The organism is Leptospira sp. B5-022 (assembly GCF_000347035.1).
Lineage (GTDB): Bacteria > Spirochaetota > Leptospiria > Leptospirales > Leptospiraceae > Leptospira_B > Leptospira_B cinconiae.
Window position 1 is genome coordinate 413,590 of record NZ_ANIJ01000006.1, and the last position, 14,482, is coordinate 428,071.

10 protein-coding genes are annotated in these 14,482 nt (G+C 42.7%); 5 read left to right on the forward strand and 5 right to left on the reverse strand.

The window, feature by feature from the left end; translation table 11 throughout:
- Positions 1-32: 32 nt before the first annotated feature.
- Positions 33-2,057 (reverse strand): FAD-dependent oxidoreductase, encoded by a 2,025-nt coding sequence (locus LEP1GSC192_RS02570; protein ID WP_020768362.1) that lies wholly within the window; start codon positions 2,055-2,057, stop codon positions 33-35.
- 135 nt (positions 2,058-2,192) lie between these two features.
- The gene (locus LEP1GSC192_RS02575) at positions 2,193-3,710 is read right to left on the reverse strand and encodes a 2-isopropylmalate synthase (RefSeq protein WP_020768122.1); all 1,518 of its coding nucleotides are present in this window, start codon (positions 3,708-3,710) and stop codon (positions 2,193-2,195) included.
- Positions 3,711-3,809: 99 nt separating this feature from the next.
- Between LEP1GSC192_RS02575 and LEP1GSC192_RS02580 the strand changes: the two genes are divergently transcribed.
- On the forward strand, positions 3,810-4,148 hold the full coding sequence (locus LEP1GSC192_RS02580) for a hypothetical protein (RefSeq protein WP_020768001.1): 339 nt from the start codon (positions 3,810-3,812) through the stop codon (positions 4,146-4,148).
- Positions 4,149-4,258: 110 nt separating this feature from the next.
- Here LEP1GSC192_RS02580 and LEP1GSC192_RS02585 read toward each other — a convergent pair whose 3' ends face one another.
- On the reverse strand, positions 4,259-4,972 hold the full coding sequence (locus tag LEP1GSC192_RS02585; RefSeq protein ID WP_020768437.1) for a queuosine precursor transporter: 714 nt from the start codon (positions 4,970-4,972) through the stop codon (positions 4,259-4,261).
- A gap of 152 nt (positions 4,973-5,124) precedes the next feature.
- Between LEP1GSC192_RS02585 and LEP1GSC192_RS02590 the strand changes: the two genes are divergently transcribed.
- Together LEP1GSC192_RS02590 and LEP1GSC192_RS02595 are read left to right on the forward strand one after the other, a co-directional pair.
- Complete coding sequence (locus LEP1GSC192_RS02590) at positions 5,125-6,711, forward strand: glycosyl hydrolase family 18 protein (protein WP_036088712.1); 1,587 nt, start codon at positions 5,125-5,127, stop codon at positions 6,709-6,711.
- On the forward strand, positions 6,698-7,630 hold the full coding sequence (locus tag LEP1GSC192_RS02595; protein ID WP_020768322.1) for an L-threonylcarbamoyladenylate synthase: 933 nt from the start codon (positions 6,698-6,700) through the stop codon (positions 7,628-7,630). The genes LEP1GSC192_RS02590 and LEP1GSC192_RS02595 overlap by 14 nt, the downstream gene beginning before the upstream one ends.
- A gap of 88 nt (positions 7,631-7,718) precedes the next feature.
- On the opposite strand, the gene LEP1GSC192_RS02600 is transcribed toward LEP1GSC192_RS02595, so the two are convergent.
- On the reverse strand, positions 7,719-9,431 hold the full coding sequence (locus LEP1GSC192_RS02600) for a S49 family peptidase (RefSeq protein ID WP_020768319.1): 1,713 nt from the start codon (positions 9,429-9,431) through the stop codon (positions 7,719-7,721).
- A gap of 128 nt (positions 9,432-9,559) precedes the next feature.
- On the opposite strand from LEP1GSC192_RS02600, the gene uvrA reads away from it, so the two are divergent.
- Together uvrA and LEP1GSC192_RS02610 are read left to right on the forward strand one after the other, a co-directional pair.
- Positions 9,560-12,394: an excinuclease ABC subunit UvrA gene (gene uvrA, locus LEP1GSC192_RS02605; protein ID WP_020768485.1), complete on the forward strand. Its 2,835-nt coding sequence runs from the start codon at positions 9,560-9,562 to the stop codon at positions 12,392-12,394.
- Between the two features lie 11 nt (positions 12,395-12,405).
- A complete protein-coding gene (locus tag LEP1GSC192_RS02610; protein ID WP_020768466.1) occupies positions 12,406-13,461 on the forward strand; it encodes an acyl-CoA dehydrogenase family protein in 1,056 nt (351 codons plus the stop codon).
- Here the strand turns inward: LEP1GSC192_RS02610 and LEP1GSC192_RS02615 are convergent.
- A complete protein-coding gene (locus LEP1GSC192_RS02615; RefSeq protein WP_020768438.1) occupies positions 13,458-14,471 on the reverse strand; it encodes a cation diffusion facilitator family transporter in 1,014 nt (337 codons plus the stop codon). The two genes, LEP1GSC192_RS02610 and LEP1GSC192_RS02615, sit on opposite strands and share 4 nt — an antisense overlap.
- Positions 14,472-14,482: the final 11 nt, after the last annotated feature.

The following is a 14,482-nucleotide window of genomic DNA, read 5'->3' on the forward strand; positions in this document are numbered from 1 at the left end:
GGTATGAAATCGATTGTACTGATCGTACTTTTTTAGTTTTGTTCCGTTCCGATCCTGGTGGCCGCTAAATAACCTTCTAACATGGCTCTTTTGGCGTCTATTCCGGAAGCGTCTTTTGCACCGCCGATCAGGTACGAAGGAATATTATTTCTTTCCTTTCTGAACGTTTCGTATAAGGAAGCGTCACTTGTTTGTCCGGCGCAAAGAATGATGGAATCACATTCTAAAGTTTTGGCTCCTTCTTTTTTGGTCTCGATCACAAGACCTTTTTCGGTTACTTCCTTATAGGTGAGCGAGGAAAGGAAATCCACTCCCTTGGATTGTAATTCTTGCAGAAGTGCCCAAGAGGTTGTCGCTCCAAGGCCTGCTCCCACTTTGCCATTCCTTCTTAAGATGGAAACTTTTCTGTGAGCGGTTTCCGGTTGGATCGCAGCCTGTGTATAAGAGTTCACATTGTACTTATCAAAGTAGGTGGAAATATCCGGATCCTTCTCTTCGGTAAGTTTATGAGCTACGTCTACACCGATCCCACCGCCACCAATGATGGCAACCTTGGAACCGGGTTTGAATGTTCCGTTTAAGAACTCCACATAACTTGCATGCGGTTTTTTTTCCAAACCGGGAAGATTTAAATTCCTTGGAAGAACACCGGTCGCAAAGATTACCGCATCCGGTTTTAACTCATCCAATAATTTAAGATCCGCTTTTGTACTCAGACGGATATCCACTTTTAAACGAGGAAGTTCGTTTTTGAAATAGCGGATGGTTTCAAAAAATTCGAATTTACCAGGAATCGCAGCCGCAAGATTGAGCTGACCTCCTAGTTTTTCGGAAGCTTCTAAAAGAATGACCTCATGACCACGTAATGCTGCCACTCTTGCGGATTCCATTCCACCCGGACCGGAACCGACAACTACCACTCTTTGTCTTTTTGCCTGAGGAAGAGATTTCCATTCCAGCTCCCTATTTGCGGAAGGGTTTACTAAACAAGAAACCATTTCTTCTTTGAACGTATGATCCAAACAAGCTTGGTTACAAGCAACACAAGTATTCACTCTTTCTGTTTGGTTTTCTTTGATCTTATTTACGATATCTGCATCCGCTAAGAATGGTCTTGCCATACTCACAATATCCGCTTCACCTGCATTCAATACTTGGATGATCGTCTCCGGCATATTGATCCTGTTGGAAGCGATGATCGGAATTCCTGGAACTGCATTTTTTATTTTTCCGGCGATCTTTGCCCAAGCACCTCTTGGAACAAGCTGAGAGATGGTAGGAATACGAGACTCATGCCAACCGATCCCGATATTGAGCGCGTCCGCTCCTGCTTCTTTTAACTCGGTGGCAAGTGCGATCACTTCTTCAAAGCTAGGATTGCCTGGGATGAGATCGATGCCTGACATTCTTACGATAACCGGGAAACCTGGTCCTACTTGTTTACGGACTTCCTTCATTGTTTCGATCGCAAATTTTCTGCGGTTTTCAGACGAACCACCGAACTCGTCGGTTCTTTTGTTGGTTACTTCGGAGAAGAATTGGTTTACCAGATATCCTTCGGAAGCCATCACTTCCACCGCTCTAAAACCAACTTGTTTTGCGCGTAATGCAGACGATCCGAAATCGCGGATGGTTCTCCATGCATCGTCCGTAGAAAGTTCTTTTGGTATGAAACGATTGATAGGGGCGCGTAACGCAGAAGGAGCCACGAGTTCTCTGTGATAAGCGTACCTTCCCGCGTGGAATAACTGAGCGCAGAAAATTCCCATCGGTTTTAGAACGGAAGCGACTCTTTCAAGCTCTACACAATCTTCTTCCTTCTGGAAATCGAAAAATATATTGGAGCCTTTGCCTTCCGCATTCACCGAAATTCCTCCGGTGGTGATCAGTCCTACTCCGCCTTCAAACCTTTTGCCATAGAAGGCAGCCATTCTATCTGCGGTTTGGGGCATCCCCTCTAAACCCAAGTGCATGGATCCCATGATAATACGATTCGGTATAGTTTCGGCTCCGATGGAGATCGGGCGAAAGATTGGAGAAATATCTAAAGAAGACATTCACAGTCCGCCTTTCTTTTTATTTGAGTAGAACAGTCGTTCTACTAAGAAAGATTTTTAACTGAATTTGGAAATGGCAACGGTTTTTCTCGGAAATTTGAAAATAGATACCGAACATGATTCGGCAAATCGATTTCAATTTATGGAAAAACGATTTAACGCGGAGATATACGCTTGAGAACAAGCCTCAATAATATCGGTAGAGCTTGCTTTTCCTACGACTCTTTCTCCATGTTTTTCTAAAGTAACGGAAGCTTCTGCCAAAGCGTCTTGACCTTCCGTTACCGGAGAGATCACGAGTTTAATGAGTTCCACATCGGAGATAGTTGCCTTTTGGATCGCTTTAAAGATAGAATCCACAGGACCGTCACCCGTTGCCGATTCTTCTTTTATATTTCCTTCAATAGACAGTCGGATACTTGCGGTAGGTGTACTTTTCGTTCCCGTAGTTACATGAAAACTTTCTAATACGTATTTGTCGTTGGAGGACTTTCTGGATTCGTCCGCGAATAACGCACGGATATCCTCGTCGAAAATTTCCTTTTTGCGGTCCGCGATCTCTAAAAATCTTTGGTAAGCCGCTTCCAATTCTTCCGGATGAGGACTAAATCCCAAACGAACGATCCTGTCTTTGAAACCGGCTCTTCCACTATGTCTGCCGAGTACCATTCTGTTAGAATGGATCCCCACACTTTCCGGCGTCATGATCTCATAGGTTTCTCTATTTTTCAAAACACCGTCTTGGTGGATCCCGGACTCATGGGCAAATGCGTTCGCTCCTACAATCGCTTTATTAGGTTGAACCACCATCCCGGTGATCGTTTTGACCAAATAAGAAGCCTTAGCGATCTCTTCTGTTTGAATCCTAGTTTGTATCCCGAATTTGTCCTTCCGCGTACGAAGAGCCATTACGACTTCTTCCATAGCGGTATTGCCGGCTCTTTCTCCGATCCCGTTTACGGTACATTCTACTTGCCTTGCTCCATTCTGGATCGCAGCGAGACTATTGGAAGTGGCAAGTCCTAAATCGTTATGGCAATGTGCAGAGAAGATCGCTTTCTCACTTCCTTTCACATTTTGGATCAGGAATTTGAATAATTCTCCGTATTCATACGGTGTTGTATATCCTACGGTATCGGGAATATTGATCGTAGTCGCACCGGCTTCTATCACTGCCTCGCAGAGTTCTCTTAAAAACGCAGGCTCGGAACGAGTCGCGTCTTCGGGGGAAAATTCCACATCGTCCACATGATCTCTGCAAATCTTGACCGCTTCCACAGCCATTTTCAAAACCTCGGAAGGATCTTTTCCCAGCTTGAATTTCATGTGAATGGGAGAAGATGCGATAAAAGTATGAATTCTTCTTTTTTTGGCGGGGATGATTGCTTTGGCAGCTGCCTCTAAGTCGGGACGAACGGCTCTTGCGAGTGCCGCGATAATCGGACCTTCTACCTCTCTGGAAATTCTTTGCACTGCCTGCAATTGGACCGGGGAAGAAACCGGGAAGCCTGCTTCGATCACGTCCACATTCATTTTGGCGAGTTGGAGTGCGATCTCTATCTTCTCATTCTCGCTCATTGCCGCACCTGGGCATTGTTCTCCGTCCCGGAGAGTGGTATCGAAAATCCGAACAAAATCCAAATTTGAGTTCATATGCTTGGAAAACTTCCCTAACTCCAAAATTATAGTCTGAATTAGGCCGTAAACCGAATAATAAACGGTTTTTGGCTTTCGGAGATTAGACTCAAGATCATGTCTCAAAACTTTCTCAGTTTCTATGGGGCTAGCTTACAAGCGGATGATTGTGCGGAAGCAGCAAGGCTTTACTTGGATCTTTTTGGCGGGGAAGTCCAGGTATCAACTCCAGGCCATGCGGAACTTCTTTTTGCAGAAAAGCAAAGAGTGATCTTTATTAGAGAAACGGAAGAATGTCCCGTGTCTCCTGGAACCTTAGTTTGGAAAATCCGAAAGGAGAAGGTCCCAGCTTTCGAAACTCGACTGTTTGGCTCTGGATTTCAGAAGGAATCTACATCCGAGAAATACTCATCTTACTTGGACCCTTGGGAAAATCGAATCTGGTTGTATTACTAAAGCGAATGAGCTAATCTCCGTGTCCTCGGTGATCTCCGTGTGCACCCTAAAAATATTAAGAAGGTTTTTCGCACAGAGGACACAGAGTTCACTGAGGGGTGAAACAAAACTCAACCCGGATAAGGCTGGACTTCTTCTTTACCTTCTTTGAGAGCCGCTTCTGCCATTTTATGGGCATCTTCTCCTAAATACCTTTCGATCAGGTAATGGGCGAGGTAGATCAAAGGTGTGATCCCTATCGCTATGAAGATCTTGTATCCGAAGTTGGTATAAGAGATGGAATTTAGAGTTTGGAAATCGTACGTTCCCCAATACGCCACAAAGATCACGACATAAGAATCCAAAAGCTGGGAGAAGATGGTAGAACCGGTCGCTCTCAGCCAAAGAAATTTGTTTTTAGTCCTCTTACGGATCAAATGAAAAACTTGGATGTCTACAAGCTGGCCGATCAAGTAGGCCACGATCGAACCTGTGATCACTTGCCCGGTATTAAAGAATACTACCTGAAAGGAATGGTCGTCCACGGGGGAATTCCCTGCTGCCGGAATGGCCATGTCTAATTGAAGAAGAAAAAAAGCTAAAACGATCATTACCATTCCGACTAAAGTTAGGTATCTAACACCTCTTCTTCCATAATACTCATTCAAAAGGTCCGTTACGATAAACGTAATGGGGAAGGGAATCACACCCAAAGTCATGGTCAACGCCTTGTTCCCGATCAAAACTTGAAACCATTTGGAACCAGTCACCTCCGCCATCAAAAGGAAGGTAATGAAGATGGAACCTAAAACGAAAAATAGTTTGAAGGGTCGGTGAAACTGCATCTGTGGAAAAATCTTGCGATTTCGGTGTCTGTCAATCAAAGAACAGGAGGGATTCCCACAAACGTTTGACAGACTGATTCATTATAAATCATTGGAAGACAGTCGGTGCTTTACTTTTAGCCCCCGCGATTCGATAAATATATAGAGATCAAATGAATCCAAACGATGAACCTTACACCCCAGAGGACCTAATCCGTCCTGTGCCATACCAACCTAAAAAACAACCTCTCTGGCAAACAAGCCTAGTGAGCCTGACCTGGTTTGTACTTTCCGGAATTTCTTTTTATCTAGGACTCCAGGCCTTAAAGGCGGATTCTAAACCTGTATCGGTCCAATCCGGGACGGAACAGGTGGCATTCCAAAATACTACACTAAAATCGGACCTGGCCCCTTCGGAGGGGGTCTGGGAATCTTGGAAGAAATGGTGGAACTCCGACAATCCTTCTTCCGAGTCGGATGGAACTTCTAACCCAGTCAGTATTTCTGAGCCTGAATCCGAAGACGATCCTGCTTTTAGGGCTTCTACTTGGTTTTCCGACTATGAAGCGATGAAACGTACTGTTCATCTGTACAATGAGATCCATCCGTTTATTTATGGATTCAAAGGAAGAGAGACGAATAACGGAGATCTATATTCTCTTTGGGGATCCGCTCAAAAACATGCGCGTGTTGCGGAACTCAAATCTCTAAATCCAAAAGTTAAGATCATTCCTACGATCTTCCGTTGGGAAAATAAGAACGAGAAGATCTCCGAGAATATAGGCCTAAACGGACGTAACGATATCAGAGACAAACATATCCAGAACATACTGTACGAAGTAGACACGTACGGTTTCGACGGTATCGATATCGATTACGAAGGAATGAGCTGCGAAAAAAAAGAGAAGTTTGAGGAGTTCATCGTTCTTCTTTCCAAAGAGATCCACAAACGTGGTAAACTTCTTTCCGTTGCAGTTCATCCTAAAACTGCCGCTAAAAGGTCTGGCCTAAAAGTATGTAAGGGTTTAAAAGAAAAAATTAATATGGACTTTGCCGAGAATTGGAGAGGTCCGATGACCCACGATTACGCTTTTTTGGCAAAACACGCGGACCGTGTAAAAGTGATGGCTTACGAACTTCATCCTCGTAAGTATAGAAACCCGGGACCTGGACCTCAGGCTCCGAATGTTTGGATCAGAAATATCATCACTTATGCAAAAGAAAGAGTTCCTGCCAAAAAATTGTATATGGCAATCCCAACGTACGGATACGATTGGGCTCTGAATTGTAATGCAAAGATCAAGTCCGTCTATTGGTCGGATGCTTTAAAGCGCCAACAATTAGGTGTGACAAAACAGCCTACGAATATCAGCCAAGTTTTAGCGGATAATAAAAACTCCGGTTCTTGGACGAATCTTTCCAAGTTTAGCTGGGTTCACGAAGGTAAAACTTACGAGGATCCAAGTATTTGGTACAAATCCGAAGGTTGTGACCGAGTAGCATTCTTCATGAACAGAAAAGCTTTCGAAGAGAAAATGACCTTATTACGATCTTATGATATAGGCGGATTTTCTTTCTGGCAATTATTGTCCGATAACGATCCGGGTATCAATGATTATCTAGAGTTACTTGTGACAAATAAACTTCCTCCCGTTCCAAAGGCGAAACAACCTGTGGTTCCGAATCCTGACGTAAAACAAACTCCTCCGGAGGAAAGTCAGGAAGAGGCCAAAAATACAGAGGATCTTGTCAAAAAATAAACCGACAATCATCACGGATGATCCTTCCCTTGCCGCAAAAGTATTAAAAGAGGGAGGGATCGTTTTATTCCCCACAGAGACTGTATACGGTCTTGGTGCAGACTCAAGAAATCTTCCTGCTTGTTTAGAAATTTATAAAATAAAAAACCGCCCTGCGGATAATCCTCTCATCGTTCATTTAGGAAATCCGGCTCTCATTCCCGATATTGGAGAAGTTCCGGAAACTGCAAAAATCCTCATCAGGCAATGTATGCCCGGACCTTTAAGTTTGGTATTAAAGAAGAAGGATAAGTCCGTTTTTTCTACCGGACTGACTACGATTGCGGTTAGAGTTCCTTCTCATCCAAAAGTTTTGGAAATGCTTTCTTATTTTGGAGGACCGGTGTCCGCTCCTTCTGCCAATCTTTCGGGACAACCTTCTATCACTAGGTTGGATGATGCGATCTCCGAGTTTGACGGAAAGGTAGATCTGATCTTAAAAGGTACGGATCCCGAAATAGGTTTAGAATCGACAGTTGTGGATTTTTCCGTTTCTCCGCCGAAACTCCTTCGACCGGGATATTTTGGCTGGGAAGAATTACACAAATATGTTCCGGATCTAGAAAACTACAGCGAGTTAAAGGAAGGGGAATCTCCTTCTAGTCCCGGGATGAAATACAAACATTATTCTCCTAAGGCAAAGGTGATCTTTACGGAAAACCAAACTCCTGATAGAGAATCGGCGGCGATCGGGATCGGTTTGACCCGCGGTTGGAAATTCGCTTTGGATTTAAGGAATAACACGGAGTATATGAAAAATTTATACTCCTTCTTTCGAGACTGCGATCGACTAGGAGTTTCTACAATTTATTGTTTTCCTCCTGCAAATTCCTCCGGTAAAGAAGCACTCTTAAACAGAATTCTGAAGGCACAAGAGTAGCGCAGGTTCACACAGAGCCCACTAAGTTCACGGAGAATTTTATAAAGGTTGCAACTCTGTGATCTTCGTGTTCTCCGTGCGAAACAAATTAAATATTAGATAATTGTTGAGCGATTTCGGATAGATGTAAGACTTCCAACGGGTTTTGCTTCTTCTCCGCATTTAACTTAGAGAAAAAAGAAAACTTGGAAAACTGCATTCCGGGTTTTAAGTCTTGGACCAAGTCCTTCCAATTATAAGTTCCAGGCAGATAACGCACATCTATCTTTTTGGATTTGAGTTCTTCTTTCAGATTTTGTAATGTATCTAAGAAAGAATCGCAGGAGTCCAAAAATCCTGATTTACGGAAAGTTTCTCCGGAAAAGATGCGGCCTTCTCCATAATTTTTTTCTAATTCTTGAAAGGTTGTTTTTCTGGACTCGATGACTCGGTTATAAAATAGATCCCTGGATCTTAAAACTTCTTTTTTTAAGAACTGTTCCGACTTGGGAGAAAGTTTACCGTATTCGGAAAGAATATCTCTGTGAGGGTAAAATCCGATCCTTTCCTTTTGGACCCCGAATTTATCGTACAATTTCTTTAATTCGAATCTCATCATTACCGCGCCTATGGAGCCTACGATGGAATAAGGTGTACCATGGATTTTTTGGGTGGCGCAGGAGAGATAGTATCCGCCGGAAGCGGCAACATTCAATACGTAAGTGATGACCGGTTTTTTCTCGGAAAGTTTTTTGATCTCTCTATATAAAAGTTCGGAAACAAGTGCGCTTCCGCCGGGAGAGTTCATTTCCAGGACAACAGCAGCTATCTTCGGATCTTCCTTTAAGTCCTTAATAATTTCCTGATAGTATCGGAAGGAGACTTGCCTGGAACTGAAATCTTCTTCTCTTCCTAAATCCGGTAGAATATTTCCTTGGACAGGAAGAACGGCAACGATCGGAACCGGTTTAGAGATCAAAGTGAAATTGGATTTTTTATGGTAAACTCTGAAACCTTTGGGGCTTAGTTTTTTGTATTTAGGTTTATCCGTTTCCTTCTCTTTTTTATAGTCCTCGAATAAATAGTTTTCTTCAAAATCGTCTTCTTCTACGAATTCAGTGAGAAATCCAATTTTTTTAAGTTTTTCCGCGCTTAAAATCGGCTCTTCTAAAACTTTTAGATCTAAATTGGAGGACTTCTTAAACTCCTGCGAAAGTATGTCTTTATAATCTCCGAGCAAAGCTTCTAAATTTTTTCGAGCAGGAGCGGAGAAGGATGTCCTTTGGAAAGTTTCTCCGAATGATTTAAATGCTCCGCTTGCATACGTTTCGACAGCCACACCGAACTTTTTAGCTGACCCACCGAAGAAGTAGGGTTCTGCGGAAGGAAGTATGGGAAAGAATTCGGATGCGGAAGAAGAATATCTGTATTTACATTGAGAGAGTAAAAGTAATGCTTTTGTTCCTCCACCTAAACAGAAACCGGAAGTCTCAATTCCTTTTTCGTTTAATGTTTGGATCGACTTACAGATATTCCAAACTTCTCCAAATCCGTATTCGGGATTAGAAATATGGAAAGAGACTTTTTTTAAACCCGGGACCTTAGTTAAAGCCTTCAGTCCTAATAAAAAATCCACTAAGAAGGGAGCTTCTTCTTTCGAGACCAACAGTTTTACGAAAAACGATTTTTTATCAAAGGAGAAAGAAGGGGGAATTTCCATATAGAAATGATCTCCCTTGCGAATGGTCCAGGATAAGATCCTAATTCCTTGGAACAAAATCCGGATCGGTAAAAAAACAAGAGAGAATAGAATTCTAAACATTGGGAAATCCTTTTGGCGACCAAAGTAAAACGGACATTTATTCCGGAAAACGTAAAATTACGGAAGGAAAACCGCTTTTCAGCCTGGCTTTCCGGAAATTATCTGAAACCTAAGAGAGGGTTAATCGTTTGGATCATATCCGCATCCGAGGAGCTCGGGAGCATAATCTTAAAAATATCAATGTGGATATTCCGCGGGACAAACTCGTGGTTATCACCGGACTTTCCGGTTCCGGTAAATCTTCTCTTGCATTCGATACGATCTATGCGGAAGGACAGAGAAGATATGTCGAAAGTCTCTCCGCGTATGCCAGACAATTTTTGGGCCAGATGGAAAAACCGGATTTGGACCTGATCGAAGGTCTTTCTCCTGCGATTTCTATTGAGCAAAAGACCACTCATCGAAACCCTAGATCCACTGTAGGAACTGTAACGGAGATCTACGATTACCTGCGTCTTCTTTACGCGAGGGTAGGAAAGCCCCATTGTCCGATTTGTGGAACCCCCATCCAATCTCTCTCCATTGATCAAATCACCGAAAGGATCCTCAATTTTCCGGAAGGAACTAAGATCCAGATTTTAGCTCCTATCGTTTCCGGCAAGAAGGGGGAGCATAAGGATGTTCTGGAGAAGATTAGAAAGGACGGATTTAACAGAATACGATTAAATGGTGAGATCAAAACTTTGGACGAAGAGATCGTTCTGAAAAAAAGTTTTAAGGCAACGATTGAGATCGTAGTGGATCGTCTTGTGATCAAGGACGGAATCCGTTCTCGTTTGACCGATTCGGTGGAGACCGCTCTCAAACAATCGGAAGGGATCCTTCTCATGGACGACGGAAAGAAGGACCATACATTCTCCCAGAAACTTTCCTGTCCGAATCACCCGGAAGAATCTTTGCCGGAACTCTCTCCTAGATTATTTTCCTTCAACTCACCGTTCGGCGCCTGCGAAACCTGCGACGGACTTGGGAGCCTTTTGGAATTCGACGAGGATCTTTTAATTACGGATTCTGAACTTTCTCTCGTAGAAGGTTGTATAGAAGCCTGGGCAGGTGCAAAAAGTAATAGTTACTGGTTTTTAACAACCGTACATTCTTTGGCTAAAAAATTAAAATTCGATTATAATACCGCATGGAAGGATCTTCCTAAAAAGGTGAGAGACACCATTCTGTATGGAGACAAAAATCTCAAAATAGATTACGATTTTAGAAATGAAAAATCGCATTATGAATTCAGTAGAGAATTCGAAGGTGTGATCCCGAACTTAAAAAGAAGATATAAAGAAGGTTCGGAAGCAAGACGCCAGCAGTTGGAAGGATATATGACAAATCATCATTGTCCTGCCTGCGAAGGAAAACGTTTGAAACCCGTTAGCCTTCATGTGGAAGTAAACGGTCTGACCATTGACAAGTTCTCCGCTTTCAGTGTGGAAAAGGGATTAGAATTCGTAAAATCCATGAAGCCTAAGGGAAGCGAAGAAGTGATCGCAAGACCGATCTTGAAGGAAATCCAACAAAGACTTACCTTTTTGAACGATGTGGGTGTCGGGTATTTAAGTTTGGAACGTGCTGCTGGAACTCTTTCCGGCGGAGAGGCGCAAAGGATCAGGCTTGCTACTCAGATCGGATCTAGACTACAAGGTGTATTATATATTTTAGATGAACCTTCGATCGGTCTTCACCAAAGAGATAATACAAAATTGGTCAATACTCTCAAAGAACTGAGAGATCTTGGAAACACAGTTTTAGTCGTTGAGCACGATCAGGAAACAATGGAAGAGGCGGACTGGTTGATCGACATGGGACCTGGCGCGGGGGTTCATGGTGGAACAATCGTTTGTTCCGGAACTCCGGAAGAAGTTGCCAAAAACAAAAATTCGCTTACGGGTAAGTTTTTATCCGGCAAAGAATTTATCCCGATCCCTAAGACTGTGAGACCGGGGAATGGGAAAAAGCTCAAGATCGTAAACGCAAAAGAAAATAATCTGAAAAACGTAAGTGTCGAGATCCCTCTTGGAAAATTGATCGTGGTGACCGGTGTATCCGGTTCAGGAAAGTCCACTCTGATCAACGATATCTTATATAACGCAGCGGCTCATAAAGTAATGAAGATGAGAACCGTTTGGGGAAAACATGAGAAGATCACTGGATTGGAAGACATAGATAAGATCATCAATATTGACCAATCACCGATCGGACGAACTCCTAGATCTAACCCGGCTACTTATACGGGACTTTTTACCGTGGTTCGCGACATGTTTGCTCAGTTGGAAGAATCCAAACTCCGAGGCTATTCTCCGGGAAGATTCAGCTTTAATGTGAGCGGGGGAAGATGCGAGACTTGCGAGGGAGACGGTATCCTAAAAATAGAGATGCATTTCCTTCCGGATGTGTACGTTACCTGCGATGTTTGTAAGGGGAAACGGTACAACCAAGAAACTTTAGAAGTTCGTTATAAAGGCAAAAATATCTATGAGATCTTGGAGATGACTGTCGAGAATTCGATCCCATTCTTCGAAAATATTCCCGCATTAAAACGAAAACTGGAAACCTTGGACGAAGTTGGATTAGGTTATATCAAACTAGGGCAGCCGGCCACAACATTCTCCGGCGGTGAAGCACAAAGGATCAAATTGGCTTCCGAATTATCCAAAAGACCTACCGGAAAAACATTATATATTTTGGACGAACCCACGACCGGACTTCATTTCGAAGATGTTCGGCATTTGATGAGTGTTTTACATACGCTTGTGGATCGCGGAAATTCGATGATCGTGATCGAACATAATCTGGATGTGATCAAACAGGCGGATTGGATCATAGATTTGGGGCCCGAAGGAGGGGATGGAGGCGGCAAAATTATCGCAGAAGGAACTCCCGCAGAGGTCGCAAAGATCAAAGAATCATTCACCGGACAATATCTGAAAAAAGTTTTAGGAAATTCTGGAAAGAAGGCTGGTTAAATTTTCCTAAGATGAAAGAACTAAGAGAGAAACTTTCTTCCTTTCCTCCGGGAGAATTTAGATCCGTTTATAAATCCGTTTTGCCTATTATTGCGAAGGCAGGATTACTCAATGCCTTAAAAGACGGCGGATTCAGAGCATTTCACGAAAAGTTAATATTTCTTCCTTCTTTCCCTCACGGGATCGGGGTGGGGGTAGGGCTCATGGCCCAAACCAATGTGGCCGGAAAGATCTTGAAACTCGTACTCGGTTCCGAAGAGGGAGCTTCTATCAATGAAAAAGCCAGAAATTTAGCCTTAGAACTTCAGGATCGATTAGTAAACGGTCTTGGGATCATAGGACTTGGTGTAAGCGAACCAGGCTGGATGGGAAAACTCACCAATCTTAAATCTTCAGCAAAAATACTGCCTAACGGCGAAATTGAATTAAATTTTCATAAAGGTTTCGTGACTAACGGAGCCGACGCAGAAGGTTACTTGGTCGTTGCCAAGGAAGAGGAGAAAAATCGGTTCGGAGTATTTTTTATCCCCAGAGATTTTCCCGGTTTAAAGATCGAGGAAGTGTATCTAGATGTCGCACGAGAAGCCACTCATTGTAAGATCACGGGCGAAAATTTCAAACTACCGTCTCATTATCATTTTATAGAGGATTATACCAAATTAGGGGCCGATATCCATCTTTCCGAAATGTTGTCCGCTGCCGTTCTATTCTGTGGTGCGATTCGTAAAATTGTTTCCGATTTAAGTCAGGGAAGCGAATCCAGAGAAAGATTTTCAGTTTTAGGGAAACTCTGGGACCTAAGCGGACTTCTCTACGGAAAATGCCTAGAAATTTCCGACAAGAAGGACAAGGACCCGAATTATAAAATAGAAGAAGATCATCCGTACGGGTACGAAGCGATCTTGGATGAATGTATTTCCATTTTGGAATCCATTCCTAACTTCGATCATAAAAAAGAATATCCTGACCTGGGTCTTTTTTGCACTATCCACCCTGCCAGAAGCCCGGTTTATATTAAGAACAGGCTCAAGCAGTCTAAAAGTTGGAGAAAATTCGGGAATCTTTAATGATGATGAGCCGGATGGTCATGAGTATGGTGGTGATGTCCCCATTCTTCCGAATTAATGTCATGTAAGGTTTTTGCAATGATCCCATCAATTGTATGAGTGGTAGTCGGGTCTTCCAATTGCAAATAGATCTGTTCGAACTTCCATTCGCTTCTCAATAGTTCGTAGGCTTCCTTTAGGATCTTTTTATGATCGGATCCGTTTATAATTTGTATTCTAAATGCACAAGCATGGATCCCTTTTGTTAACGTCCAGGTGTGAGCAGAAAGAATTGAATCCACTCCTTTGATATGCAACAGATCCTTTTTCAAATGATCCCATTCATCAAAGGTGGGAGAAGATTCCAAAAGGATCAAAAGACTTTCCTTCAAGATGACAATGGCAGCCCTTAAGATAAAGATAGAAAGCGCCAGACTGAGCAGTGGATCGATCCATGTCCAATCAAAGAGTCGGATCAAAATTGCTCCCACTAAAACAGCAATCGTTCCGAATAGATCATTCAAAACATGAAGATAAGCCGTCCTTAAATTGATATTATCTGCGGATATCCTTTTTAATAGCCAAACAGAGATCAGATTAAGGCCGATGGTTCCTAAACTGAAAATCAGCATCGATTCGGTGCCAATTTCTTCCTGATGACGGAATCTTTGGATAGCTTCGTATATGATAAAAATAGAAATTCCTGAGATCAAAATGGAATTTAGAAATGCTGCAAATACTTCCACTCTGAAAAATCCGAAGTTCATCTTTGCATTCGGTTTTTTGTCTGAGACTAAAACTGCAAATATACTCAATAAAAAGGCGAATGAATCCGAGATCACATGACCAGCATCCGCTAGAAGCGCCAAACTTTTACTTTGAGCGGAACCGAATATTTCCCAGGAAAAGATCCCAATGGAAAGTAAGAATGCAAAAACTAAACTACGTAAGGTATTCTTACTTTTGGGACGAAGGATTGCTTGTCTCCCAAAAGGTTCGAAATTAGAAGATGAAGGATTGTTTTTTTCCAAGAAATAGAAGC

Bases quoted from the DNA above. Each gene is read 5' to 3' on its own strand.
- LEP1GSC192_RS02570 (WP_020768362.1), bottom strand. From the start codon at position 2,057: ATGTCTTCTTTAGATATTTCTCCAATCTTTCGCCCGATCTCCATCGGA.
- LEP1GSC192_RS02575 (WP_020768122.1), bottom strand. From the start codon at position 3,710: ATGAACTCAAATTTGGATTTTGTTCGGATTTTCGATACCACTCTCCGG.
- LEP1GSC192_RS02580 (WP_020768001.1), top strand. From the start codon at position 3,810: ATGTCTCAAAACTTTCTCAGTTTCTATGGGGCTAGCTTACAAGCGGAT.
- LEP1GSC192_RS02585 (WP_020768437.1), bottom strand. From the start codon at position 4,972: ATGCAGTTTCACCGACCCTTCAAACTATTTTTCGTTTTAGGTTCCATC.
- LEP1GSC192_RS02590 (WP_036088712.1), top strand. From the start codon at position 5,125: ATGAATCCAAACGATGAACCTTACACCCCAGAGGACCTAATCCGTCCT.
- LEP1GSC192_RS02600 (WP_020768319.1), bottom strand. From the start codon at position 9,431: ATGTTTAGAATTCTATTCTCTCTTGTTTTTTTACCGATCCGGATTTTG.
- LEP1GSC192_RS02610 (WP_020768466.1), top strand. From the start codon at position 12,406: ATGAAAGAACTAAGAGAGAAACTTTCTTCCTTTCCTCCGGGAGAATTT.